At 67.5% G+C, this 21,434-nt stretch carries 18 protein-coding genes and 2 riboswitches; of the genes, 8 read left to right on the top strand and 10 right to left on the bottom strand.

What is annotated here, in order from left to right; translation table 11 throughout:
* Positions 1-128 precede the first annotated feature (128 nt).
* From gcvH to gcvP, 3 genes are read right to left on the bottom strand one after another with little or no spacing between them, the layout of a single operon-like run.
* Complete coding sequence (gene gcvH, locus ACFRAU_RS01960; protein ID WP_377998567.1) at positions 129-512, bottom strand: glycine cleavage system protein GcvH; 384 nt, start codon at positions 510-512, stop codon at positions 129-131.
* 26 nt (positions 513-538) lie between these two features.
* A complete protein-coding gene (gcvT, locus tag ACFRAU_RS01955) occupies positions 539-1,672 on the bottom strand; it encodes a glycine cleavage system aminomethyltransferase GcvT (RefSeq protein ID WP_377998566.1) in 1,134 nt (377 codons plus the stop codon).
* Positions 1,673-1,682: 10 nt separating this feature from the next.
* Positions 1,683-4,565 (bottom strand): aminomethyl-transferring glycine dehydrogenase, encoded by a 2,883-nt coding sequence (gene gcvP, locus ACFRAU_RS01950; protein ID WP_377998565.1) that lies wholly within the window; start codon positions 4,563-4,565, stop codon positions 1,683-1,685.
* A gap of 148 nt (positions 4,566-4,713) precedes the next feature.
* A riboswitch (glycine riboswitch) is annotated at positions 4,714-4,814 on the bottom strand.
* 196 nt (positions 4,815-5,010) lie between these two features.
* Positions 5,011-5,108: riboswitch (glycine riboswitch) on the top strand.
* A 148-nt stretch (positions 5,109-5,256) separates the two neighbouring features.
* On the opposite strand from gcvP, the gene cycA reads away from it, so the two are divergent.
* From cycA to ACFRAU_RS01910, 8 genes are all read left to right on the top strand, one after another.
* On the top strand, positions 5,257-6,747 hold the full coding sequence (cycA, locus tag ACFRAU_RS01945) for a D-serine/D-alanine/glycine transporter (RefSeq protein WP_377998215.1): 1,491 nt from the start codon (positions 5,257-5,259) through the stop codon (positions 6,745-6,747).
* Positions 6,744-7,697, top strand: coding sequence for a formyltetrahydrofolate deformylase (purU, locus tag ACFRAU_RS01940; RefSeq protein WP_377998564.1), 954 nt, complete (start codon positions 6,744-6,746; stop codon positions 7,695-7,697). Before cycA ends, purU begins: the two co-directional genes overlap by 4 nt.
* Positions 7,698-7,728: 31 nt before the next feature.
* Positions 7,729-8,538, top strand: a complete 810-nt coding sequence (locus ACFRAU_RS01935; protein WP_377998563.1) for a methylenetetrahydrofolate reductase — start codon at positions 7,729-7,731, stop codon at positions 8,536-8,538.
* Positions 8,539-8,752: 214 nt separating this feature from the next.
* A complete protein-coding gene (locus ACFRAU_RS01930) occupies positions 8,753-10,204 on the top strand; it encodes a GntP family permease (protein ID WP_377998562.1) in 1,452 nt (483 codons plus the stop codon).
* Positions 10,205-10,260: 56 nt separating this feature from the next.
* Positions 10,261-11,511 (top strand): CaiB/BaiF CoA transferase family protein, encoded by a 1,251-nt coding sequence (locus ACFRAU_RS01925; protein WP_377995957.1) that lies wholly within the window; start codon positions 10,261-10,263, stop codon positions 11,509-11,511.
* Positions 11,508-12,551 carry a hydroxymethylglutaryl-CoA lyase gene (locus ACFRAU_RS01920; RefSeq protein ID WP_377998561.1) on the top strand — a complete coding sequence of 348 codons (1,044 nt, stop codon included), beginning with the start codon at positions 11,508-11,510 and terminating at the stop codon, positions 12,549-12,551. Before ACFRAU_RS01925 ends, ACFRAU_RS01920 begins: the two co-directional genes overlap by 4 nt.
* Before the next feature lie 2 nt (positions 12,552-12,553).
* Positions 12,554-13,573 (top strand): 2-hydroxyacid dehydrogenase, encoded by a 1,020-nt coding sequence (locus ACFRAU_RS01915; protein WP_377998560.1) that lies wholly within the window; start codon positions 12,554-12,556, stop codon positions 13,571-13,573.
* Positions 13,570-14,550, top strand: coding sequence for a glycerate kinase (locus ACFRAU_RS01910; RefSeq protein WP_377998559.1), 981 nt, complete (start codon positions 13,570-13,572; stop codon positions 14,548-14,550). The genes ACFRAU_RS01915 and ACFRAU_RS01910 overlap by 4 nt, the downstream gene beginning before the upstream one ends.
* 47 nt (positions 14,551-14,597) lie before the next feature.
* On the opposite strand, the gene ACFRAU_RS01905 is transcribed toward ACFRAU_RS01910, so the two are convergent.
* The 7 genes from ACFRAU_RS01905 to ACFRAU_RS01875 all read right to left on the bottom strand — a co-directional run bounded on the left by ACFRAU_RS01905 (position 14,598) and on the right by ACFRAU_RS01875 (position 21,432).
* Entirely contained in the window at positions 14,598-15,389 is a 792-nt protein-coding gene (locus ACFRAU_RS01905) for an IclR family transcriptional regulator (RefSeq protein WP_377995953.1), read from the bottom strand.
* Positions 15,390-15,644: 255 nt separating this feature from the next.
* The gene (locus ACFRAU_RS01900) at positions 15,645-15,800 is read right to left on the bottom strand and encodes a hypothetical protein (protein WP_377998558.1); all 156 of its coding nucleotides are present in this window, start codon (positions 15,798-15,800) and stop codon (positions 15,645-15,647) included.
* Between the two features lie 4 nt (positions 15,801-15,804).
* Positions 15,805-17,247: an NtaA/DmoA family FMN-dependent monooxygenase gene (locus ACFRAU_RS01895; RefSeq protein WP_377998557.1), complete on the bottom strand. Its 1,443-nt coding sequence runs from the start codon at positions 17,245-17,247 to the stop codon at positions 15,805-15,807.
* A gap of 10 nt (positions 17,248-17,257) precedes the next feature.
* A complete protein-coding gene (locus ACFRAU_RS01890; protein WP_377998556.1) occupies positions 17,258-18,418 on the bottom strand; it encodes an LLM class flavin-dependent oxidoreductase in 1,161 nt (386 codons plus the stop codon).
* Positions 18,415-19,254, bottom strand: a complete 840-nt coding sequence (locus tag ACFRAU_RS01885) for a DUF1684 domain-containing protein (RefSeq protein ID WP_377998555.1) — start codon at positions 19,252-19,254, stop codon at positions 18,415-18,417. The genes ACFRAU_RS01890 and ACFRAU_RS01885 overlap by 4 nt, the downstream gene beginning before the upstream one ends.
* Positions 19,232-20,398 carry an LLM class flavin-dependent oxidoreductase gene (locus ACFRAU_RS01880; RefSeq protein WP_377998554.1) on the bottom strand — a complete coding sequence of 389 codons (1,167 nt, stop codon included), beginning with the start codon at positions 20,396-20,398 and terminating at the stop codon, positions 19,232-19,234. The genes ACFRAU_RS01885 and ACFRAU_RS01880 overlap by 23 nt, the downstream gene beginning before the upstream one ends.
* Entirely contained in the window at positions 20,395-21,432 is a 1,038-nt protein-coding gene (locus tag ACFRAU_RS01875) for an ABC transporter substrate-binding protein (RefSeq protein WP_377998553.1), read from the bottom strand. Before ACFRAU_RS01875 ends, ACFRAU_RS01880 begins: the two co-directional genes overlap by 4 nt.
* Between the last annotated feature and the right edge of the window lie 2 nt (positions 21,433-21,434).

The raw sequence follows: 21,434 nt of genomic DNA, 5'->3' as shown, positions 1-21,434 counted from the left end.
CCACCACACCAGCCCCACCCAGCCACGCCGGAATCAACCTACCCGAAACAACCAAACAACCAGCCCAGTGACTCCACACAGCTTGACAACCTGCGTATCTGGACAAAAACTCCATTCTCGGGAGGGAGTTAGAGTTCGCCGCCGTTTGCCGCTGCGTATTCCTCGGCCGACATCAGCGGGCCTTCTTCGGTGACGGCCACCTTGAACAGCCAGCCCGCGCCGTAGGGGTCGCTGTTGATCAGGGCCGGGTCAGCAACAACGCCATCGTTGATCTCGGTTACTTCACCCGTGACCGGGGCGTACAGGTCCGAGACGGACTTGGTGGATTCCACCTCGCCGCAGGTTTCGCCCGCCGTGACGGTGGAGCCCACCCCGGGCAGGTCCACGTACACGATGTCGCCAAGGGCGTCGGCCGCGACAGCGGAAATCCCGATCCCCACAGGGCCGGACCCGTCAACAGCAACCCATTCGTGCTCGGCGGAGTACTTCAGTTCAGAAACAACTTTGCTCATGTGATTTTCCTTTGCGTCTCGGGCGGTTACTTGGAGCGTTTGTAGAACGGCAGGGTGACCACTTCGAACTGCTCGGGCTTGCCGCGCAGGTCGACGTCCAGGACCGTGCCGATTCCGGCGTGCTCGACGTCGACATACGCCATCGCGACCGGGTAGCCGAGGGTGGGGGAGGGCTGGCCGGAGGTGACCTCGCCGATCAGCATGCCGTCGTTGAGGACCGGGTAGTGGCCCCGGGCGGCGCGCCGGCCCAGGCCTTTGAGGCCCACGAGCTTTTGGCCAATGGTGGAACCAACGCCGGCCGCCTTGATCGCGGCCAGCGCCTCCTTGCCCACGAAGTCGCTTTCCTTGGCCAGCGAAACCACCGGGCCCAGGCCCGCCGCGTAGGCATTGACGTGGCGCGAGAGCTCGTTGCCGTAGAGCGGCATGCCGGCTTCCAGGCGCAGCGAGTCCCGGCAGGCCAGGCCGGCGGGGATGAGCCCGTGCGCGGCGCCCGCGTCCAGGAGTGACTCCCAAACTCCGGCGGCATCCTCGTTCGGCACGTAGATTTCGAACCCGTCTTCTCCGGTGTAGCCCGTACGGGCCAGCAGCAAGGTCAGGACAGTGCCGTTGACGGTGATTCCCACCTCGACGGCGGCGTAGTACTTCAGTTCGGTCACCAGGGAGTGCTGCCCGGCCGGGACGAGCTGGAGCAGGATGGCCTCCGCGTTGGGCCCCTGCACCGCGATCAGCGACGTCTCCGCGGAGGCGTCCTCGACGGCGACGTTGAAGTTCGCCGCACGCTCGGCGAGGGCGGTGGCCACCTTCGTTGCATTGCCGGCGTTGGGGACCACGAGGTACTTCTGCTCGCCGCGGCGGTAGGAGATGAGGTCGTCAATGATGCCGCCGTCGGCGTCACAGATCAATGAATATTTGGCCTTGCCGACGGCGATGGCGGACAGCTTGCCCGCCAGTGCATAGTCCAGGAAGGCGCCGGCGTCCGGGCCGGTGACCCAGACTTCACCCATGTGGGAGAGGTCGAACAGGCCTGCTGCGTTGCGGACGGCATGGTGCTCGGCCAGCTCGGACGTGTACTTCAGCGGCATCTGCCAGCCACCGAAGTCGGTGAAGGACGCGCCGGCTTTCTTGTGCTGGTCGTAGAGGGCGGTGTAGTTCTCGGTCATTGCGGAATCCTTAGTTTTCGAAGTCTGCTGTGTTGTCCTCGAACGCTTCGAGGGGCGGGCAGGAGCAGACCAGGTTCCGGTCGCCTGCCGCGCCGTCGATCCGGCCCACCGGCGGGAAGTACTTGTCCTGCTTGAGTGTCTGCACCGGGAAGGCGGCCTGCTCGCGGGGATAGGAACGGTCCCAGCTGGAATTGACGACGGCGGCTGCCGTGTGGGGTGCGTTGCGCAGCGGGCTGTTTTCCAGGGTGAAGTCGCCGTTGGCGACCTGCCCGATCTCGGCGTGGATGGCGATCATCGCGTCGATGAACCGGTCAATTTCGGCCAGATCCTCCGACTCTGTGGGCTCCACCATGAGGGTGCCGGCCACCGGGAACGCCAAGGTGGGGGCGTGGAAGCCGTAGTCGATCAGGCGCTTGGCCACGTCCTCGGCGGTCACGCCGGTTTTGCCCGTGAGGTCGCGCAGGTCCAGGATGCACTCGTGCGCCACCAGCCCGCTGTCACCCGTGTAGAGGACCGGGAAGAACTCGTTCAGCCGCGCAGCGACATAGTTCGCCGCGAGCAGTGCGGACTTGGTGGCCTCAGTCAGGCCGCTGCCGCCCATGAGCTTCACGTAGGCCCAGGAGATGGGCAGCACACCGGCGGAGCCGAAGCGGGAGGCGGAAATGGCGACGCCGTGTCCCGCTCCTGCGTTGTCGGAAGAAGCGTTGTTCGCATCGCCCGGCATGAACGGTGCCAGGTGCGCCTTGGCCGCGACCGGGCCGACGCCGGGTCCGCCGCCGCCGTGCGGGATGCAGAACGTCTTGTGCAGGTTCAGGTGCGAGACGTCGCCGCCGAACTTGCCCGGCTGCGCGAGGCCGACCAGGGCGTTCAGGTTGGCACCATCGATGTAGACCTGGCCGCCGGCCGCGTGCACGGCGTCGCAGACCTCGCGGACGTCGGCGTCGTAGACACCGTGAGTCGACGGATAGGTGATCATGATGCAGGACAGGGCGTCCTTGTTTGCCTCGATCTTCGCGTGCAGGTCGGTGTGGTCGATGGTGCCGTCGGCGGCGGTGGCCACCACGACCACCTTCATGCCGGCCAGCACGGCCGAAGCCGCGTTGGTGCCGTGCGCCGAAGCCGGGATCAGGCAGATGTTGCGCTGCTCATCGCCGCGGGACCGGTGGTAGCCGCGGATGGCCAGCAGCCCGGCGAGCTCGCCCTGCGAGCCGGCGTTGGGCTGGATGGAGACCTGGTCGTAGCCGGTGATCTCGGCGAGGTCAGCTTCCAAACCATCGATGAGTTCGCGCCAGCCAGCGGTCTGGGAGTCCGGGGCGAACGGGTGGATCGAGGCGAACTCCGGCCAGGAAATGGCTTCCATCTCGGCCGTCGCATTCAGCTTCATGGTGCACGAGCCCAGCGGGATCATGGTCCTGTCCAGCGCCAGGTCGCGGTCGGAGAGCCTGCGGATGTAGCGCAGCAGCTGGGTTTCGGAGCGGTGCGTGTTGAACACCGGGTGCTGGAGGTAATCGGACGTGCGCAGCACGGCTTCCGGGAGTTCGAAGCCCGCTGCGTCCCCTACGGGACCGGCGCCGAAGGCGACGGCTACAGCGGAAAGTGTTGCCGCCGTCGTCGTCTCATCAAAGGAAACGCCGACGGTGTCCGCGTCGATGAGGCGCAGGTTGATCCCGCGGGCCTCGGCCGCCGTGATGACCTTGGCGGCCTTGCCGGGCACGCGCACGGTGAGCGTGTCGAAGAAGGAATCGCTGGCGAGTTCGCGGCCCGCCGTCCTGAGCGCGGTCGCGAGGACGCGGGCGTTGTTGTGGACGGTTTCGGCGATGGCCTTCAGGCCGTCGGGGCCGTGGTAGACGGCGTAGAAGGACGACACGATGGCCAGCAGCGCCTGTGCGGTGCAGATGTTGGACGTGGCCTTCTCGCGGCGGATGTGCTGCTCGCGGGTCTGCAGTGCGAGGCGGTAGGCGGGAACACCGGCGTTGTCCTTGGAGACTCCGACGATCCTGCCGGGGAGCGTGCGTTCCATGCCTTCACGGACGGCCATGTAGGCGGCGTGCGGGCCGCCGAAGAACAGCGGCACGCCGAAGCGCTGGGCAGTTCCGACGGCGATGTCCGCGCCCTGCTCGCCCGGTGGCGTGATGAGGGTGAGGGCAAGCAGGTCGGCGGCCACCGTCACCAGCGCACCCCGCTCCTTGGCGGCGGCGATGACCTCACTGTGGTCGAAGACCCGGCCGGAAACGCCCGGCTGCTGGAGGACGACGCCGTTGATGTCGCCGTCGGGCAGTCCCTGGGAGAGATCGGCAACCTCCACCTCGAAACCGAGCGCTTCGGCGCGGCCCAGGACGACGGCGATGGTCTGCGGCAGGCAGTCCGCATCCAGGACCGTCTTCCCGTCCTTGGCGTCCTTGTTCTTGTTGGCCCGGCGCATGAGCAGCACGGCCTCAGCCACGGCGGTCGCCTCATCCAGCAGGGACGCGTTGGCAACGGGGAGGGCCGTGAGGTCCTGGACCATGGTCTGGAAGTTCAGCAGCGCCTCGAGACGGCCCTGCGAGATCTCCGGCTGGTACGGGGTGTAGGCCGTGTACCAGGCGGGTGCTTCCAGGATGTTTCGGCGGATCACCGGGGGCGTCACGGTGTCGTAGTAGCCCTGGCCGATCATCTGCACCGCGGTCTTGTTCCTGGCGGCCAGGCGGCGAAGCTCGGAGAGAACCTCAACTTCGCTGAGGGCAGCGGTGAGTCGGAGGGCATTCTCCTGGCGGATGGACGCCGGAACGGCGGAATCAACGAGGCCTTCGACCGTGTCATAGCCAACGGTCTTGAGCATGGTGTCGATATCGGCCTGGCGCCGGGCGCCGATATGCCGGTCGGCAAAAGTTGATGGAAGAGATTGAATCGTCATGAGGAACTCCAGGTCTGGCCGGCCACGAGTGGCACGGCATGGATTGGGTTCCTCCCCGCTCTGTATTGGACCTGAGAGATTCCGCGGACTTGGTTCTCCGCTTGCACCGTCGGTGAGCCCGGTTACCCGAACTGCTTTCCAGAGTTGCCTAGCCGTGGCGGTACGGGGGCCTGAGAGATTCCTGGGGAGGATTTGCTCCTACGGCGCCTGCCCGGTGAATGACTGGGAGGACTCTCCCGCCACGGGTCGAAAGGCTATGAAGATGTGGGTGATTCGGCTCACAAGTTACCGGACATTTCCCTGCATGCCAAATCCGGCCCCCGTTTGACATTTCTTCGTGACCGAGACCACACTGAACCGGTGGCTAGCCGGCTGAGCTGACCGGTCCGGGACGACCGTCCGGGCATGCTCACGGCCCCTGCCATCCCATAACTGAAAATGCTTACGATCTGCGGCGGGAGAGTCCTGCCGGTACGTTCAGCAGGCGCCGTAGGAGCAAACCCTCCCCAGGAAACTCTCAGGCCCACGTACCGCCGCGGCGAGGCAACTCTGGAAAGCAGGCAGGCACGTCCTGTCTCACCGACGGTGCAAGCGGAAGACCATGTCCGCGGAATCTCTCAGGTCCAATACAGAGCGGGGAGGAACCGAATCAGTGTGGCCATTCAAGGCCACTTGAACGATGGAGTTCCTTATGACGATTCATCCTCCTGCCTCCCCGGCCGGTGAGGCTCCCCGCCTGGAGCGGCAGCTGAGCAACCGGCACATCCAGCTAATCGCCATCGGCGGTGCCATTGGCACCGGCCTGTTCATGGGCTCCGGCAAGACCATTTCCGCGGCCGGGCCCTCCGTGATCTTCGTGTACATGATCATCGGCTTCATGCTCTTTTTCGTCATGCGGGCCATGGGCGAGCTGCTGCTGAGCAATCTGAACTACAAGTCCTTCAGCGACTTCGCCGCCGACCTGCTGGGCCCATGGGCGGGGTTCTTCACCGGCTGGACCTACTGGTTCTGCTGGGTGATCACCGGAATCGCGGACGTCATCGCCATCGCCGGGTACTCCCGGGAGCTCTGGCCGGGACTTCCGCTCTGGATCCCGGGCCTGGCCACGGTCGCCATCCTGCTGCTGCTGAACCTGACCACTGTCAAGGCGTTCGGCGAGACCGAATTCTGGTTTGCGCTCATCAAAATCATCGCCATCGCCGCGCTGATCGTCGTGGGCCTGTTCATGATCTTCACCGGTTTCCAGAGCGACGCCGGACAGGCCAGCTTCACCAACCTGTGGAGCCATGGCGGCTTCTTCCCCAACGAATTCATGGGTTTTGTGGCTGGCTTCCAGATTGCCGTCTTCGCTTTTGTGGGCATCGAACTGGTGGGCACCACGGCTGCGGAGGCCAAGAACCCGGAGAAGAATCTCCCCAAAGCCATCAACTCCATCCCGGTGCGCGTCCTGCTCTTCTACGTGGGTGCCCTCATCATCCTGATGTCCGTCACGCCCTGGACCCAGTTCGCCGCCGGCCACAGCCCGTTCATTGCGATGTTCTCGCTGGCCGGGCTCGGAGCCGCCGCCACGGTGGTCAACCTCGTGGTGCTGACCTCGGCCATGTCCTCGGCCAACTCGGGAATCTACTCCACCTCGCGCATGGTCTACGGCCTGGCCCAGGAAGGCGACGCGCCGGCCGCCTTCGGCAGCCTGTCCCGCCGCAAGGTTCCCAACAACGCCCTGTTCCTGTCCTGTGTCCTGCTGCTCTCCGGAGTGGTGCTCATGTACGCCGGCCAGGACGTCGGCAAGGCGTTCGACATGGTCACCACCGTTTCCGCTGTCTGCTTCGTCTTCGTCTGGTCGATCATCCTCGCCAGCTACATTGCCTTCCGCCGGCGTCGTCCCCACCTGCACACTGCCTCCAGGTTCAAGATGCCCGGCGGCATTCCCATGGTGTGGGTGGTCTTCGCGTTCTTCGCCTTCGTTCTGTGGACCCTCACCACCCAGCCGGACACCCTGGCGGCGCTGCTCATCACCCCCGCCTGGTTCGTCCTGCTCGGTGCGGCCTGGCTGGTTCTGCGCCGCCGGCCTGCGCACCTGGCCCGCTACGCAGCCTTCCAGCATGAGCTCCAGGCTGAGGAGACCGCCGCCCGCGAGCAGGCGGGCCGGCGTCTCGAGGAGAAGGAAAGCGTCAAGGGATGATCAGGACCGAGGAAAAGCCGACATTTGCTGCACAGGCGGAGGGTCAGGCCCGCGGGGCCCAGACCCCCGGTACGGGCGCGGAATTTGTACTCACCCTCCATTGCCCGGATTCCCTGGGAATCGTCCGGTCGGTCGCGGATTTCCTGCTCAGCCAGGAGTGCTACATCGTTGACCTCAAGCAGTTCGGTGACCGGACCGCGGGGCACTTCTTCATGAGGGTGCACTTCGCCGCGACGGCCTCCACGGGTGACACCGCCGCCGTTGACCGGTCCGCCGTCGACCAGCTCCGGGATAGCTTCGCGCCGCTGGCCGGCGAGTGGAACATGGACTGGCGCCTGGAGCGCCATGACAGCAGGCAGCGGATCCTGGTGATGGTGTCCAGATACGATCACTGCCTCAACGACCTGCTGGTCCGCGCCCGCAGCGGCGAACTGCCGGTGGAGATAGCGGCTGTCGTGTCCAATCACCCCGACCTCGAAGGGCTCGCGGCCTGGCATGGGGTCCCGTTCCACCACATCCCTGTGACGCCGGAGACCAAGCCGCAGGCGGAAGCCGCCCTGCTGGAACTCGTGGACGCGCTCGACGTGGAACTCGTGGTCCTGGCCCGCTACATGCAGGTTCTCAGCGACTCCGCCACCGCCCGGCTCGTCGGCAGGGCCATCAACATCCACCATTCCTTCCTGCCCAGCTTCAAGGGCGCCAAGCCGTACCACCAGGCGCATGAGCGTGGAGTGAAGACGGTCGGCGCCACGGCCCACTACGTAAACTCAGAGCTTGATGAAGGACCGATCATTGCGCAGCAGGTGATTGAGGTCGACCACACCTACACTCCCGCGGATCTGGTGTCCGTAGGCAAGGATGCTGAGTGCAGGGCCCTGACGAACGCTGTGCGCTGGCACGCCGAAGGAAGAATCATCCTGTCAGGGAACCGGACGGTCATCCTCCGCTGACAAGCCCATCCACCCAGACCTGGAGTTGCTCATGACGAACCACTTGCCTTTGCGCCTGGAGATCATCCCCACGGACGGCATCATTGCCAAAGTCCAGGCGCACGTTCCCGCCGGATCAACGCTCACGGTGACCTGCCTGCCGCACCACGGGGTTGGGGCCACCGTGCGGACCTCGGTTCAACTTGGCCAGCTTGGCTACAAGGTGATTCCCCACCTTGCGGCACGAAGCATCGGGAGCCGGGCCCAGCTGGCGGGCATGCTCCGCGACTGCGGGGCTGCCGGGGTCACGGAGGTTTTCGCGATCGGCGGTGACGCTTCGGAGGCTGCCGGTCCCTACGGCAACAGTTTCCGGCTCATGGAGGACATTGCCGACCTGACCGGCGGAACCATGGCCATCGGCGTGGCCGGATATCCGGAAGGCCATCCCAAGCACAACGAGCTGCACATGCTCGATGTGTTGCTGGATAAACAGCACCTGGCCTCGAAGGTGGTGACGCAAATGTGCTTTTCTGCGTCCAAGGTGGGCTGGTACGCCGAACTGCTGCGCCGCGAAGGTGTCGATCTCCCGATCTGGGCAGGAGTGGCCGGGGCCGTCCCGCGGGCCAAGCTGATCTCGCTGGCCACCAAGATCGGCGTAGGCCCTTCGCTGAAGTTCCTGAACCGCAAGGGGCCGCTCGCGCGCAGGCTCCTGAACGCCGGCAGCTACTCATCCGAGTCCCTGGTTTCCGAACTGGCCGCCATGGAAGCTGCGCTTGCGGGGATCCACCTCTACACGTTCAACAACGTCGAAACCCAGCCCGCCATGAACTGGGGCAGCAGGGAAGGCGCGAAGGCCTCCTGATCCAACTCCTGTAACTACAGCGCGAACGTACAGTTGTGGCCCCTTTTCCACCGGGAAATGGGGCCACAGCTGTACGTTCGCGCTTTTTGTTGTCCGAAACATCTTGCATTGTGAGCTCAAACCCATAATATGAGAACAGCGAATGTGTCGCTCCTCACGACCGACCTGCTCCCAAGCCTTCAGTGCGGAAGGCCCAACGATCGGATTTCCCCTCATGTCAGACATCGCTGTCCTGATCAACACAGCCATCGCGGTCCTCGCCGCCGTGCTGCTGATTGTTCGTTTCAGAGTCAACCCCGTCATCGCCCTGGTGCTCAGCTCCGTGTACCTCGGCCTCGCCGTCGGCCTCGGCGTCGAAAAAACCGTCAAAACCATCACCGCCGGCTTCGGCGACATCATGGTGGACGTTGGCCTGCTCATCGCCTTCGGCGTACTCATGGGCTCCATCCTCAACCAGAGCGGAGCCATCCGGCGGCTCGTGGAGCACCTGCTGCAGACGTTCGGCCCGAAGCGCCTGCCCTACACCATGGGCCTGGCCATCGGAACGGTGCTGCAGTCGATCTTCCTGGACGTGCTGCTGGTCATCTCCGCCCCGCTCGCCCGCAAGCTGGCACCCAAAATCGGCAAACTCGGCACGGCGCGCATGGCCACCGCCATGGCCATTGCCCTCGAATGCGGCATCGTCTTCACGGTTCCCGGCGTCGCATCCCTCGCCCTGGCGGGCCTCCTCAACGTGCCGCTCGGCAAAATGCTGCTGTTCGGCCTGCTGCTGGTCATCCCCACGATCATCATCGCCATCGCCATCATGACCTTCCTCTTCCGCCGGGGTTTCTGGAACGAGGCCAAGGATGAGGACCACACCTTCGTCGCCGAAGAAGACCGGGAGGGCGAAGAGGAAGAGTACGACGGCGGCACCGCGGCTTCCGCTTCTGCGGCACCTGGCGGACGCACACCCGGAAGCGACGGACCCGGCGCCCGGAAGGCCGGTGCGGCCGTTGCCGTGGCCGAACGCGAAGAGAAGCAGGCGCCGCTGATCCTGCTCTTCGCCCCGCTGCTGACCGCACTGCTCCTCATCGGAGCGGGTGCCATCCTGCAGATCCTGAAGATCGACCTGCCCTGGCTGCAGCTCCTCGGCGAACCGGTCATCGCACTGCTCATCGGCCTGATCGGCACCTGCCTCGTCACCCGCTCCGCGATCGGGCAGAAAAAGGTCGAGGAAGCCATCGCCGTCGGTTTCAAGGAAAGCGGTCAGATCCTGATCCTCACGGGCGTAGGCGGCTCGCTCGCCGCGACAGTGAAGGCAGCCGGCCTCGGAGACATCCTCGGCGGCTTCTTCTCCGCCAGCACCGTCGCCCCGCTCCTCGTGGTCTGGGCCATCGCCGCGGTGCTGCACATCGCCGTCGGCTCCGTCACCCTGTCCGCCATCACCGCAGCGGGCCTGCTCGCCCCGATCGCGCCGGTCATCGGACTGGACCCCGTCCTCCTGGCACTGTCGGCCGGCGCGGGATCCCTGTTCATGGTCCACGTCACCAGCAACACCTTCTGGCTCCTGCAGTCGCTCCTGGGCCAGAGCGTGCGGGGCGCCCTGAAATCGGTGACCGTCGGCGTATCGGTGGCCTCCGTCGTCGCAATCCTCCTCATCCTGCCCATGAGCCTGCTGTTCTAATCGAACCTGGGAACCCCACGCGTTTCCGGCGTACGCCCACGAAAGAAGAAGACACCATGACACCACCACGCATCGCGCCCCTGGAAGGCATCCGCGTCCTGGAACTCGGAAACTACATCGCCGCACCGACAGCCGGGAGGCTCCTCGCCGACTTCGGCGCCGAGGTCATCAAGGTGGAACGGCCGGGAACCGGCGACGAGCTGCGCAACTGGCGCCTGCACAAGGGCGACACCTCCATGCTGTACCGGACCATCAACCGCAACAAGAAGTCCGTCGTCCTGGACCTGCGGACCGAGGCCGGCAAACAGGCGGTCCTGAAGCTCGCTGCGAAGTCGGACATCCTGCTGGAAAACTTCCGCCCGGGCACGCTGGAAAGATGGGGCCTCGGCCCGGAGGTGCTCAATGAAGCCAACCCGGAACTGATCATCACGCGCATCTCCGCCTTCGGCCAGACCGGCCCGCTGTCCGAGCGCCCGGGATTTGCCGCCGTCGCCGAAGCGTACGGCGGGTTCCGGAACCTCGTCGGCGACCCCGACCGCCCGCCCGTACGGGTCGGCGTCTCCATCGGGGATTCGATCGCGGGACTGTACGCCGCGTTCGGCTCCATGATGAGCCTCTACCAAAGGGAAGCACGACGCCGGGACGCGGCTGACGCTGTGCCGCTCACCGAGCGGATCATCGACGTCGCGCTGAACGAGGCGATGTTCTCCATGATGGAATCCCTGATCCCCGACTACCAGGCCTACGGCGTGGACCGGCAGCGCGTGGGCGGCCGGATGGAAGGGATCGCCCCCTCCAACGCCTATATCTGCAGGGACGGGGCCAGCATCGTGGTGGCCGGCAACGGGGACTCCATCTACCAGCGCTACATGCAGACCATCGGACGCCCCGACCTGGCCGAAGATTCCGCGCTGCAGAGCAATGCCGGCCGGTGGGACCGCCGCGAGGAACTGGACCAGGCCATCGGCGCCTGGACCGCGCAACTGGACGCCGCCGACGCCCTGGCCGCCCTCGACGCAGCCGGTGTCCCGGCGGGGCCCATCTACACGGCGGCGGACATCAGCACCGACAGCCAGTACGCGGCCCGCAACATGGTGCAGAAATTCGACGTCTCCACCGGCGAGGAGATCCTGCCGGACGTCGGGTTCCCGGGTATTGTTCCGGTGATCGGCAGCGAATCGCTCCCCATCCGGAACCTCGGCCCGGACCTGGGCGAAAACACGGCAGAAATCCTCTCCGGGCTCCTCGGCATGGACCCGGCAGAGATCAGTGCGGCAACCGGCCGCGAGGAGGCACTCCAAGCATGAACCAGCACCACACGTCAGCCCCCAGCCTCGCCTCGACCCCCAATCTCGCAGCTACCCTGGGCAACACCATCCTGCGGGACGTCACCCTGCGGGACGGGCTGCAGCTCACAGGGAAAGTCCTGTCCACCGAGCGGAAGGTGGAGACCGTCCGGGAGCTGCTCCGCCTGGGCGTACCGGCCATAGAGTTGGGCTCCATGGCCCGCCCGGACCTCGTACCCACCATGGCCAACACCCTGGACGTGGTCCGGAACCTCACGCCCGAAGAGCTGGAAAAGTGCTGGATCTGGGTGGCTACACCCGGCCACGTGGCCAAGGCCGCGGCCGCCGGGGCGCGCAACTTCCAGTACTGCCTCTCGGCGTCGAACTCGCACAACAAGGCGAACATCGGCCGCACCACCGACGAGAGCCTCGCCGCGCTGCCCCAGGCAGTGGAGTACGCGCAGGAAGTCAACGGGCAGATCCAGCTGTGCATCGCGACGTCCTTCACCTGCCCGTTCGAAGGATATGTCCCCGAAGAGCGCATCCTGGCGATCGCCAACGACCCGCGCGCGGAGGGGACCACGGACATCGTCCTCTGCGACACCCTGGGCCAGGCCGTCCCCGCCCAGGTGTCCGGCCTCATTGAGCGCGTCCGGGCGGAGTCCCCGTCACGGCGGATCGTGTACCACGGCCACGACACCTGGGGCCTGGGCGTGGCCAACACCCTGGCCGCGATCCAGGCCGGCGCCGCCATGGTCGACGGTGCGCTCGGCGGCCTGGGCGGCTGCCCCTTCGCCCCGGGCGCCAGCGGCAACACCTCCAGCGAGGACATCCTGTTCGCCACCCGGCCCGGCTGGGTGACCCCGGAAACCTTCGCGGACCTCGTTGTCCTCTCCGAGAAGCTGCTCGCCGAACTGGGCGAGCCCAACCGCTCCAAGGCGGCGCAGGGCGCCAGGTCCAAGGCGGAAGCGTTCGACTGGGTCATCCCCTCGGACAGTCCCGCGGCTGCCTGCACCCCTTTAGTCAGCACCCCCGCACCCGGCACACCGGGAGGCAAGTAGCGATGGGCAGCAGATTCCTCGTCACCACCCCAATCCCGGATCCAGGGATGCAGCTGCTGTCCGACGCCGGCCACGTCACCGTGCTGCCGTCCCCTCCCGACTACGAAACGCTGGCGGCGCTCTGCGCATCGGGGGAGTACGACGTCGTCCTCACCCAGCTGCGCGACGTCGTCGACGCCCCGCTGCTCGCGAAGGCGCGGCTGAAAGGCGTGTCCAACTACGCCGTCGGGTACAACAACATCGACGTTGACGCCGCCACCCGGCACGGCATCCTGGTGGGCAACACCCCCGGGGTGCTGACGGACGCGACGGCGGACATCGCCATGCTGCTCATCCTCGGCACCGCCCGCCGCGTGGTGGAAGCGGACCGGCTGGTCCGCGACGGCAACTTCCACGGCTGGGAACCCGAGCTGCTGCTGGGCCGGGACGTCTCCGGAGCGGTGCTGGGCCTGGCCGGGTTCGGCCGGATCGCCCGCGCCACCGCGCGCCGTGCCCTGGGCTTCGGGATGGAAATCCTTTTCGCGCCGCGGCCGCCGGGGCACCGGCACGTCAGCGACGGGGAGCTGGGTGAATACGCGGGAAAGGTGCGGCAGGTCTCCTGGGACGAACTCGTGGAACGCAGCGACTTCCTGTCCCTGCACGTGCCGCTCAATGGCCAGACCCGGCATTTGGTGGACCGGGAGGTGCTGGAGCGCATGAAGCCCGATGCCATCCTGATCAACACCGCCCGCGGACCGGTGGTGGACGAGGCCGCGCTGGTCGACGCGCTCCGGGACCGCGTCATCGCCGGCGCCGGGCTGGACGTGTTCGAGGACGAGCCGCGGCTCGCACCCGGACTCGCCGAACTGCCCAACACGGTGCTGCTGCCGCACGTGGGCAGCGCCACCGTCCCCGTCCGCAGCGAGATGGCCCGCCTCAGCGCGCTGAACGCCGTCGCCATCGCCGAGGGACGCACCCCGCCGCACGCCGTCAACGCCCTGACCATCAGCACCCCGGCCGTCAACACCCTCACCGGCGCATGACCGTCCTGGTCGCTCCTGACAGCTTCAAGGGGACGTACGCGGCGGCCGAAGTGGCGGCCGCCATCGCCGCCGGCATCCGTGCCGCCGGCGGGACGGCGGCAGAACTGCCGGTCGCCGACGGCGGCGAGGGAACGTTCGATGCGCTGTGCCGCAGCCTGCAGGCCACGGCTGTTTCCGTCGCCGCGCAGAACCCCTGGGGTGAGCCGCTCGCGGCGGCCATCGGGCTGTCAGCGGACGGAACCGCCGTCGTCGAGCTTGCCCAGGCCAGCGGCCTGACCGTGCCGAGCAGCCGCCCGCGGGATGCGGTGTCGGCCAGCACGTACGGCACGGGCATGATGGTTGCTGCGGCGGTGGACGCCGGCGCCACCCACATCATGGTGGCGGCAGGCGGGTCCGCCACCACCGACGGGGGAGCCGGCGCCGTCCAGGCCATCATCGACGGCGGCGGCCTACGGGGTGCCCGGATCACCGTCCTGTCCGACGTCACCAGCACGTTCCTGGAAGCACCGCGGATTTTCGGGCCGCAAAAGGGTGCCAGTCCCGCCGAGATCGGGCTGCTGGAGCAGCGGCTGGCGCAACTGGCGGGTGCGTATCCCCGCAACCCGATCGATGTGCCGCGGACGGGGGCGGCCGGCGGCCTGTCCGGCGGATTGTGGGCCCACTTCGGCGCGGAGCTGGTCTCGGGGGCGGACGCCGTCCTGGATGCCGTGCAGTTCGACCGTCACCTGGAAGACGCCGACGCCGTGGTGGTCGGCGAGGGCAGGCTCGATTCGCAGACCGGGGAGGGGAAGATCATCTCGGCCATCCTGGCCAGGGTCCAGCGGTCGGGGCGGAACGTTCCGGTGGTGGCCATTGTGGGGTCCGTTGCCGGGGACCTTGGTGCGTACGCCCGGAACTTCGGGGAGATCCTTGTGGCCTCCGACGCCGGCGCCATGTACGCGGCGGGCAAGTCGGTGGCCGGGTATTCCGGGTCCTGAAGTTTTCCGGGCGGGGTTTCCGGCGGGGCGCTGGCTTTCCGTGAGTGCTAGGCCTCGCCGGGGAACCGGCCGCCGATCAGCCGGGTCATGTGCTCGGCGGTTGCAAGCAGCGGCTCCACCCAGGCTTCGCAGGTCTCCAGGGGCATCCGCAGCGTCGGACCGCTGATGGTCACAGCGCCCACCAGCCCTGCCGCGGAGTCAAAGACGGGGGCGGAAAGCCCGGAGGCACCGTCCTCCCGCTCGCCCACCGTGATGGCGAACCCGTCCGTCCGGGTTTGCTTCACCACGCTTTCCAGGTCTTCGGAGCTGGTGATCGTGGACTCGGTGATCGGCTCCAAGGGATCCTTCAGGACCGCATCCATGAGCTCGGGATCCCACGCGAGCAGGACGCGGCCGGCCGAACCGGCGTAGAGCGGCAGCACCTTGCCGAGGTGCATCTCCCGGCGCAGCGCATGCCGGGTGTCCGCCATGGCCACGCACACGCGGTAATGCTGCTCCGCCTTGAAGAAGCAGGCTGTCTCACCGGTGGTGTCCCGCAGGGTCTTCAGGAGGGGGCTGAGAATGTCGATGACTTCCATGCCCCGCGTGGCCGGAGCTGCCCAGTACGCCATCCGCATCCCGATGCGGTACGCGTCCTCCTCCCGGTCCAGGAAGCCCTGGGAGGTGAGGTTGGTGACCAGCCGCTGAACCGTTGAAGTGGGCATTCCGGTGTACTCCCGGATGTCGCTCAGCGAGAGCACCGGCTGGGAAAGGGAGAAGGCATCCAGGATCGACGTGATTTTCCCCAGGACGAGCAGGGGATTGCTGCTGGACTTCGCTGAAGCATCGGCTGCCGACATAGGACTCACGCTAGACGGTGGGGTGACGCCGGTCCAATCCTGCGTGTGGCCGTCCCCGGGTAAATTGAACGGGTGACCTTGACGTTGAAAACCGCCGTCGCTCCTGACGGGGCCGAGCTTGCCTGGGCGGAGGAAGGCCAGGGCGAACCGCTGCTGCTGGCCACCTGACGTTTACGGGGCGCCCCCTCCCATCGATTGCTCCGCAGGTGCCGTTTTGGAGGATGAAAAGGGCACCTGCGGAGCAGTCGATTGGGATCAGAGGAGCAGCTCCCGGACGGTCAGCTGAAGCCGGATCGTGTCGGACTGGACGTTGTCCGGCCCGCGGTTGTCCCTCACCCGCCGGTCCGTTTCAGCAACTTCCGCTCCGCCCACGGGAGCGTCGCGGTCTTCGCCGCCCGGGGTGCCGCCCACGTGCCTAGACTTCCAGCCCGACGGCGGTGTCCCCGACAGTGTTCCTGGCGGCAGTGTCCTGCCGGGAGCCAGCCTGCCGGGCCGGGGTTGCCAGTCCGAGGTTTTCGCGCAGCGTGTTTCCGGCGTACTCCGTCGGATAGACACCGCGCTCCTGCAGTGCCGGGACGAGGTGGTTGACGATGTCGTCCAGGCCGGTGGGGATCAGCCACGGGGAGATGTTGAAGCCGTCCACCGCGCCGGTGCGCGCGTACTCCGCCAGCCGGTCCGCCACCTCGGTGTAGGAGCCAGTGAAGCTGGAGTCGCCCCGGCTGGTCCGGGCGGACACGAACTGCCGGATGCTGAGGCCCTTGTCCTTGGCCTCGGCACGCCACTGGTCCGCCAGCTGCTTCGCCTTGGCGCCGTGGAAACCGCTGCCCCGGGTCTCGGAGGTCTCCTCCACCACGGGGTCGATGTCCGGCAGTGGACCGTCCGGATCGAAGCCCTGGAGCTCGCGGCCCCAGAACTGTTCGAGGTAGGCGATGGCCTGCTCGGGCCCGATCTGCAGGCTCCGCACCCAGCTCTTCTTCTCGAGCGCCTCCTGCGGGGTGGCGGCGAGGATGAACTCGCTCGCGGGCATGATCTTGACGTCGTTCGCGCCGCGGCCGGCCTTGGCCGTGCGCTCGACGATATCGCGGCGGAAGTCCAGCGCGTCGTCGAGCTTCGGGTGCGCGGAGAAGATGACGTCGGCCTGCCGGGCAGCGAAGTCGCGGCCCTCCGGCGAGTCGCCGGCCTGGAACAGCACCGGCCGGTACTGGGCGCTGCGCGGCAGCCGGGGCACGTAGTCCACCGTGTAGTGCTTGCCCTCGTGGTGCACGGGCCGGGCCGAACCGGGGGCGGCCCAGGCGGGGGCGGCAGGGGTTTCGGCGATGGCGCCGGCCTCCCAGGAGTCCCAGATCCGCTTGGCCGTGCTGACGAACGCTTCGGCGTGGACGTACCGGTCGGCGTGGTCCAGGTAACCGCCGCGGCGGAAGTTCGCGCCGGTCCAGGCGTTGTCCGTGGTGACCACGTTCCAGGCCGCACGGCCACCGGAGAGCAGGTCCAGGCTGGACAGGCGGTGCGCCAGATCAGCGGGGTCGTTGTACGTGGTGTTCTGCGTGGCCACCAGGCCGATGCGGGTGGTGACGGAAGCCAATGCGGCCAGCATGGTCTGCGCGTCCGGCCGGCCGACGACGTCCAGTGCGTGCGGGCGGCCGAGGTGCTCGCGGAGGCGCAGCCCCTCACCGAGGAAGAACGCGGCGAACAGGCCCCGTTCCGCGGTCTGGGCTATGCGGCGGAAGGACTCGAAGTCCGTCTGCGAACCGGATTCCGGCGACTTCCAGACCGTGCCCGAGTTCACGCCCTGGAAGAAGATGCCCAGCTGCAGCTGGCCGGAGGGCACGAAGCCGTTGCCGATGTTTGTGTCTGTCATGGGTCTCTCCCTAGTGATCGGCCGCGGAAGGCGCGGGTACGGCGGCATACCGGCTGGACGGGCGCTGCAGGCCCAGCAGGTCCCGGAAGGTGCAACCCGGCTGCTGCGGTGCCAGCACGCCACGGCGCCGGAGGGCCGGAAGCACCAGCTGGGCCAGCTCCTCCAGGTCCACGTCCAGGACGGCGGGGTGGAGGCGTACGCCGTCGGCAGTCTCCAGAATGGAGGCCAGCAGTTCGGTGAGCTCCGCTGCGGTGCCGGCGAAACGGGCCCGGCCGCTCTGCCACGGCGTGTGTGCATCCAGTTCGGCGAGGCGCCCGGCGGCGCTTTGCCCACGGGCGTCAAGGACGACGTCGAGCTCGGCGATAACGGCAGCCGCGGGAGCGGCGGCGCGGGCCTCGGCGATCTCGCCGGCCAGCAGCTCAGGCGTGGGGGCAGAGACGAGTATGGCGTCCGCCGCCCCGGCGGACAGCTGGTCCGCGTCCAGCAGCCCGGCCGGTGCGAGGACCGGCAGCTGGCCCTGCAGCGGACGGGGAATGATGGAGGGCCCCTTGATGGAGTATCCGCTCCCGCCTTCAGAATCGGCGCTGCTTTCAAAATCGATGTAGTGCAGCTTGTCGACGTCGATGTACCGGCCGGTGGCGACGTCGCGGATCACGGCGTCGTCCTCCCAGGAGTCCCAGAGCCGGCGGCCGACCTCGATCGAATCGGCGGCTTCCCGGCCCAGATCGTCAGCCGGGACAACGGATCGTCCGACGGCGGCGGCATCCGCCACCCGGTTCGACGCCGCCACCAGCCACCCGGCGCGGCCGCCGGATACGTAGTCCAGGCTGGCCAGCTGCGTGGAGATGTGGAACGGCTCGGTGTAGACGGTGTCCACCTCGGGGACGAGCACGATGGAGCCCGTGACGGGCCCGGCAAAGGCTGCGCGCTGCAGGGCGTTCAGCCGGCCCGGGACATCGCGGCCGTCCGCCGAGTCGGCCGCAGGGGTGAGGGCGCCGTCCGCGAACGTGGCCACGTGGAACCCGGCCGATTCGGCGGCCAGCACCGTGGCGCGGACGCGGGTGCCGTCGAGCAGCTCGGCGGGAGTGTGCCGGGCCTTGCGCCACGCGGCGGGGTGCGCTCCGTCACCGTCCAGTTCGAGGGCGAGAAAACCTTTGGCTGCAGTGCTCACTGTCCGGCCTGCCTTTCGTGGGGGTTCTGTTCGCCCGCTTCGATGGCGACGGCCAGTCGGTTTTCGGCCGGGGGCAGCGGGCAGGTGGCGAGGTCGGTGTAGGCGCACGGCAGGTTCACGGCGCGGTTGAAGTCCAGCGTCACGCGGCCGTCCGCGTCCGGTGCGGCCACTGTCAGCGAGCGGTTCGCCGCGTAGGTGGTCTTGCCGGACGTAGCGTCGGTGAACAGCACGGACAGGGTGCCCGGCGCGTGGCCATTGAAGGCGGTGAGCGTGAGGTCCTGGCCGTCCAGCGCGAACCGGATCTCGCCGGGCGCTTCGTACACGTGCACGATGCCCTCCACCGCGGCCCCCACGGTAGTGGCCCGGGGCGAATCGAACGCCACGTACACGCCCTCGACGGCGAAGCGCGGGTCCGGCGCGTAGGCCGGCGTTCCGCGGTACCCGTTGAGCAGCGGGTTCTCCGGGTGCCGGGGGCGCACGATGTATTCCCCGCCGCGCTTGGCGAGTTCGACGACGGCGGGACCCGCTGTGAGGTTGATACCCTCACGCTCTGCGATGGGATCGAAGACGACGGCGGCGTCAGTACCAGAGTTCAGCTCCCGGCCGCCCTGCTGCAGGCTTTCGCCGGCCTCCAGAACGACAGTGACGGCGTCGTCCTGCACGCTCCAGGTCCCCGGAACGCCGTCGAGCCGGGAAGGTTCCGCACCCAGCCAGTGCAGGTGGGTGACGGCGAGGAAGCCGTGGGAATCGGCGCGGCGGCGCTCATGCGCGTCGTGCCACTGCTCCCATTCGGCGGCGAAGGCGGCGCTAGTCTCAGTGCGCGTAGACGTGGGCATGATCGCTCCTGTGGTTGTCGTGGTCGGTGCTGACGGCGGAGGCGGCGTCCGGTTCGGTGGCGCCGGCAAAACCGGGACGGCTGCCAAAGGGATCCGCGGACTCCCAGAGCGTGGTGGGGGCTGACGCGCGCACGGCCGGGATGACCTCGAGCGCGAACCTCTCCAGAATCTCCAGCTGCTGCTCGAAGGGGAGGGTGGTGGGCAGGGAGATGGACTGCAGATCGTGCCCGTACAGCCCGTGGTAGCTGAGGATCTTGTCGATCACCTGTTCCGGGCTGCCGACGAGCGCGGGACCCTCCGCCACCGCGTGGTCGATGTCCCGGAACGGCGAGTTGTTGCCCGGGACGTTGCGCGCAGCCGTGAGGCCCTCGTACACCGGGCCGTACTGGCGCTTGGCCTCCTGCGTGGTGTCCGCAATGAACACGCCGCCGGCGCCGCTGCCCGAGCCCAGGTAGCGGTGCCGCGGATCGTGGCCGTGCCGCTCGTACTCCGCCACGTAGTGGTCGATGAGCACCTTGTAGTTTTCCCGGGGCTGGATGGCGTTCGCGGTGAACAGCGGGTCGCCCCAGCGCGCAGCAAGCGCCGCCGACGTCAGGGTTGTAGCAGACCCGTGCCAAATCCGTGGCGGGCCTGCGTAGGGACGCGGAGTGGTGGTGGTCGGCTCAGTGAGCGCCGGGCGGAAGCGGCCGGACCACGTCAGCTCCTCCTCGCGCCAGAGCCGGCGCAGCAGGGCGTACTTCTCCCCGAGAAGGTCCCACTGGTCCGCCAGGTCCAGCCCGAAGAGCGGGTACTGCAGCACCTCGTTGCCCTTGCCGATCACGAGCTCCAGGCGCCCGCGGCTGAGCTGGTCGATCGTGGCGTAGTCCTCGGCCACGCGCACCGGGTCCAGCACGGACAGGACGGTGACACCGCTCTGCAGCCGGATCCGGGAGGTGACCGCCGTGATGGCGGCGAGCACGGTGGTGGGGGAGGAGGAGATGAACTCGCCGGCGTGCCGCTCACCCACGGAGAAGCTGTCGTAGCCGAGCTCCTCGGCGCGCCGGGCGGTCTGCACCACCTGGTTGAGCCGGTCGGCCGTGGAGACGATTTCCCCGGTGACCGGGTTTTTAAGGTGCGGAATGATGTCGAGGACCTGGAACTTCATTTTGAGGCCCCCGTCTGCTTCGAATCAGTCTGGGTGGATGCGAAGTTGGCCTCGGTCACGGTCTTGGACTCCGGCAGGGCTTCCTCGGACAGTCCCCAGCGGTCCAGGACCTTGGTGTACGAGCCGTCCTTGATGGCGGAGTTCAGCGCCTCCGTGATCACCGGAGCCAGGCCGTTGCCCTTGAGCGTGGTGGCGGCCACCAGGGTCTCCGACGGCCAGCCTGCGTTGACCTTGCCGACGATCTTGAGGTCGTCGCGGGTGTTTTCCCGGTAGACCGTTGAGGGGTAGGGAGCGATGTTCAGGTCGGTCCGGCCGGAGGACAGCGCCAGGATGGTGTCGGCGTCGGAGGAGTAGTACTGGAGGCTGGCGGGTTCCTTGCCCTTGGCCTCGAGCTCCTTGTTCCAGGCCAGCAGGATCTTCTCCTGGTTGGTGCCCGAGCCCACGGAGATCGTCAGGCCGGAGATGTCGTCCGCACCTTTGATGCTGTAGGACGAGGACTTTTTCGACTCGAAGCCCATGAAGGCGGCGCGGTAGCTGGCGAAGTCGAACAGCTTCACCCGGTCCTTGTTGATGCCCACGTTGGAGAACACGGCCTCGAAGTCGCCGGACTGGGTTTTCAGGGGCCAGTTCTCCCAGGAGGTGACCTGGATGTCGAGCTCCAGGCCCAGCTTGTCCGCCACCAGCTGGGCGATATCAAGCTCGGACCCGATGGGCGTCTTGTCGTCTGTGGCGTGGAAGGACAGCGGGATGGAGCCGGCCGTGGTGGCCACCGTCAGCTTGCCGTCCTTGCCGATCAGCGCCGGCACCTTGGCGGCCAGCGCGGCGTCCTTTTCGGCGCGGATCCGCTGCTGGTCCGGTGAGGTGTTGTAGACGACGCCGTTGCGGGCCGCCGTTGTCGCCGCACCTGATGCGGCGCCGGCTGAACCGCCGGAGGCGGCGGCGCCGGGATCGGAGCAGGCGGACAGGGCCGCGGAGCTGAGCAGCGTACCGAGAAGAACGACGGCGGGCAGCTGCCGCCGGGAGAAGCGAGACATGC

Origin of the sequence: Arthrobacter sp. NPDC056691, from assembly GCF_042791415.1 — a bacterium.
Classification (GTDB): domain Bacteria; phylum Actinomycetota; class Actinomycetes; order Actinomycetales; family Micrococcaceae; genus Arthrobacter.
Note: the sequence above shows the minus strand (reverse complement) of the source record. Positions and strands in the feature narration are given on the sequence as shown.

Bases quoted from the DNA above. Each gene is read 5' to 3' on its own strand.
- gcvH (WP_377998567.1), bottom strand. From the start codon at position 512: ATGAGCAAAGTTGTTTCTGAACTGAAGTACTCCGCCGAGCACGAATGG.
- gcvT (WP_377998566.1), bottom strand. From the start codon at position 1,672: ATGACCGAGAACTACACCGCCCTCTACGACCAGCACAAGAAAGCCGGC.
- gcvP (WP_377998565.1), bottom strand. From the start codon at position 4,565: ATGACGATTCAATCTCTTCCATCAACTTTTGCCGACCGGCATATCGGC.
- cycA (WP_377998215.1), top strand. From the start codon at position 5,257: ATGACGATTCATCCTCCTGCCTCCCCGGCCGGTGAGGCTCCCCGCCTG.
- purU (WP_377998564.1), top strand. From the start codon at position 6,744: ATGATCAGGACCGAGGAAAAGCCGACATTTGCTGCACAGGCGGAGGGT.
- ACFRAU_RS01935 (WP_377998563.1), top strand. From the start codon at position 7,729: ATGACGAACCACTTGCCTTTGCGCCTGGAGATCATCCCCACGGACGGC.
- ACFRAU_RS01930 (WP_377998562.1), top strand. From the start codon at position 8,753: ATGTCAGACATCGCTGTCCTGATCAACACAGCCATCGCGGTCCTCGCC.
- ACFRAU_RS01925 (WP_377995957.1), top strand. From the start codon at position 10,261: ATGACACCACCACGCATCGCGCCCCTGGAAGGCATCCGCGTCCTGGAA.
- ACFRAU_RS01920 (WP_377998561.1), top strand. From the start codon at position 11,508: ATGAACCAGCACCACACGTCAGCCCCCAGCCTCGCCTCGACCCCCAAT.
- ACFRAU_RS01915 (WP_377998560.1), top strand. From the start codon at position 12,554: ATGGGCAGCAGATTCCTCGTCACCACCCCAATCCCGGATCCAGGGATG.
- ACFRAU_RS01910 (WP_377998559.1), top strand. From the start codon at position 13,570: ATGACCGTCCTGGTCGCTCCTGACAGCTTCAAGGGGACGTACGCGGCG.
- ACFRAU_RS01905 (WP_377995953.1), bottom strand. From the start codon at position 15,389: ATGTCGGCAGCCGATGCTTCAGCGAAGTCCAGCAGCAATCCCCTGCTC.
- ACFRAU_RS01895 (WP_377998557.1), bottom strand. From the start codon at position 17,247: ATGACAGACACAAACATCGGCAACGGCTTCGTGCCCTCCGGCCAGCTG.
- ACFRAU_RS01885 (WP_377998555.1), bottom strand. From the start codon at position 19,254: ATGCCCACGTCTACGCGCACTGAGACTAGCGCCGCCTTCGCCGCCGAA.
- ACFRAU_RS01880 (WP_377998554.1), bottom strand. From the start codon at position 20,398: ATGAAGTTCCAGGTCCTCGACATCATTCCGCACCTTAAAAACCCGGTC.
- ACFRAU_RS01875 (WP_377998553.1), bottom strand. From the start codon at position 21,432: ATGTCTCGCTTCTCCCGGCGGCAGCTGCCCGCCGTCGTTCTTCTCGGT.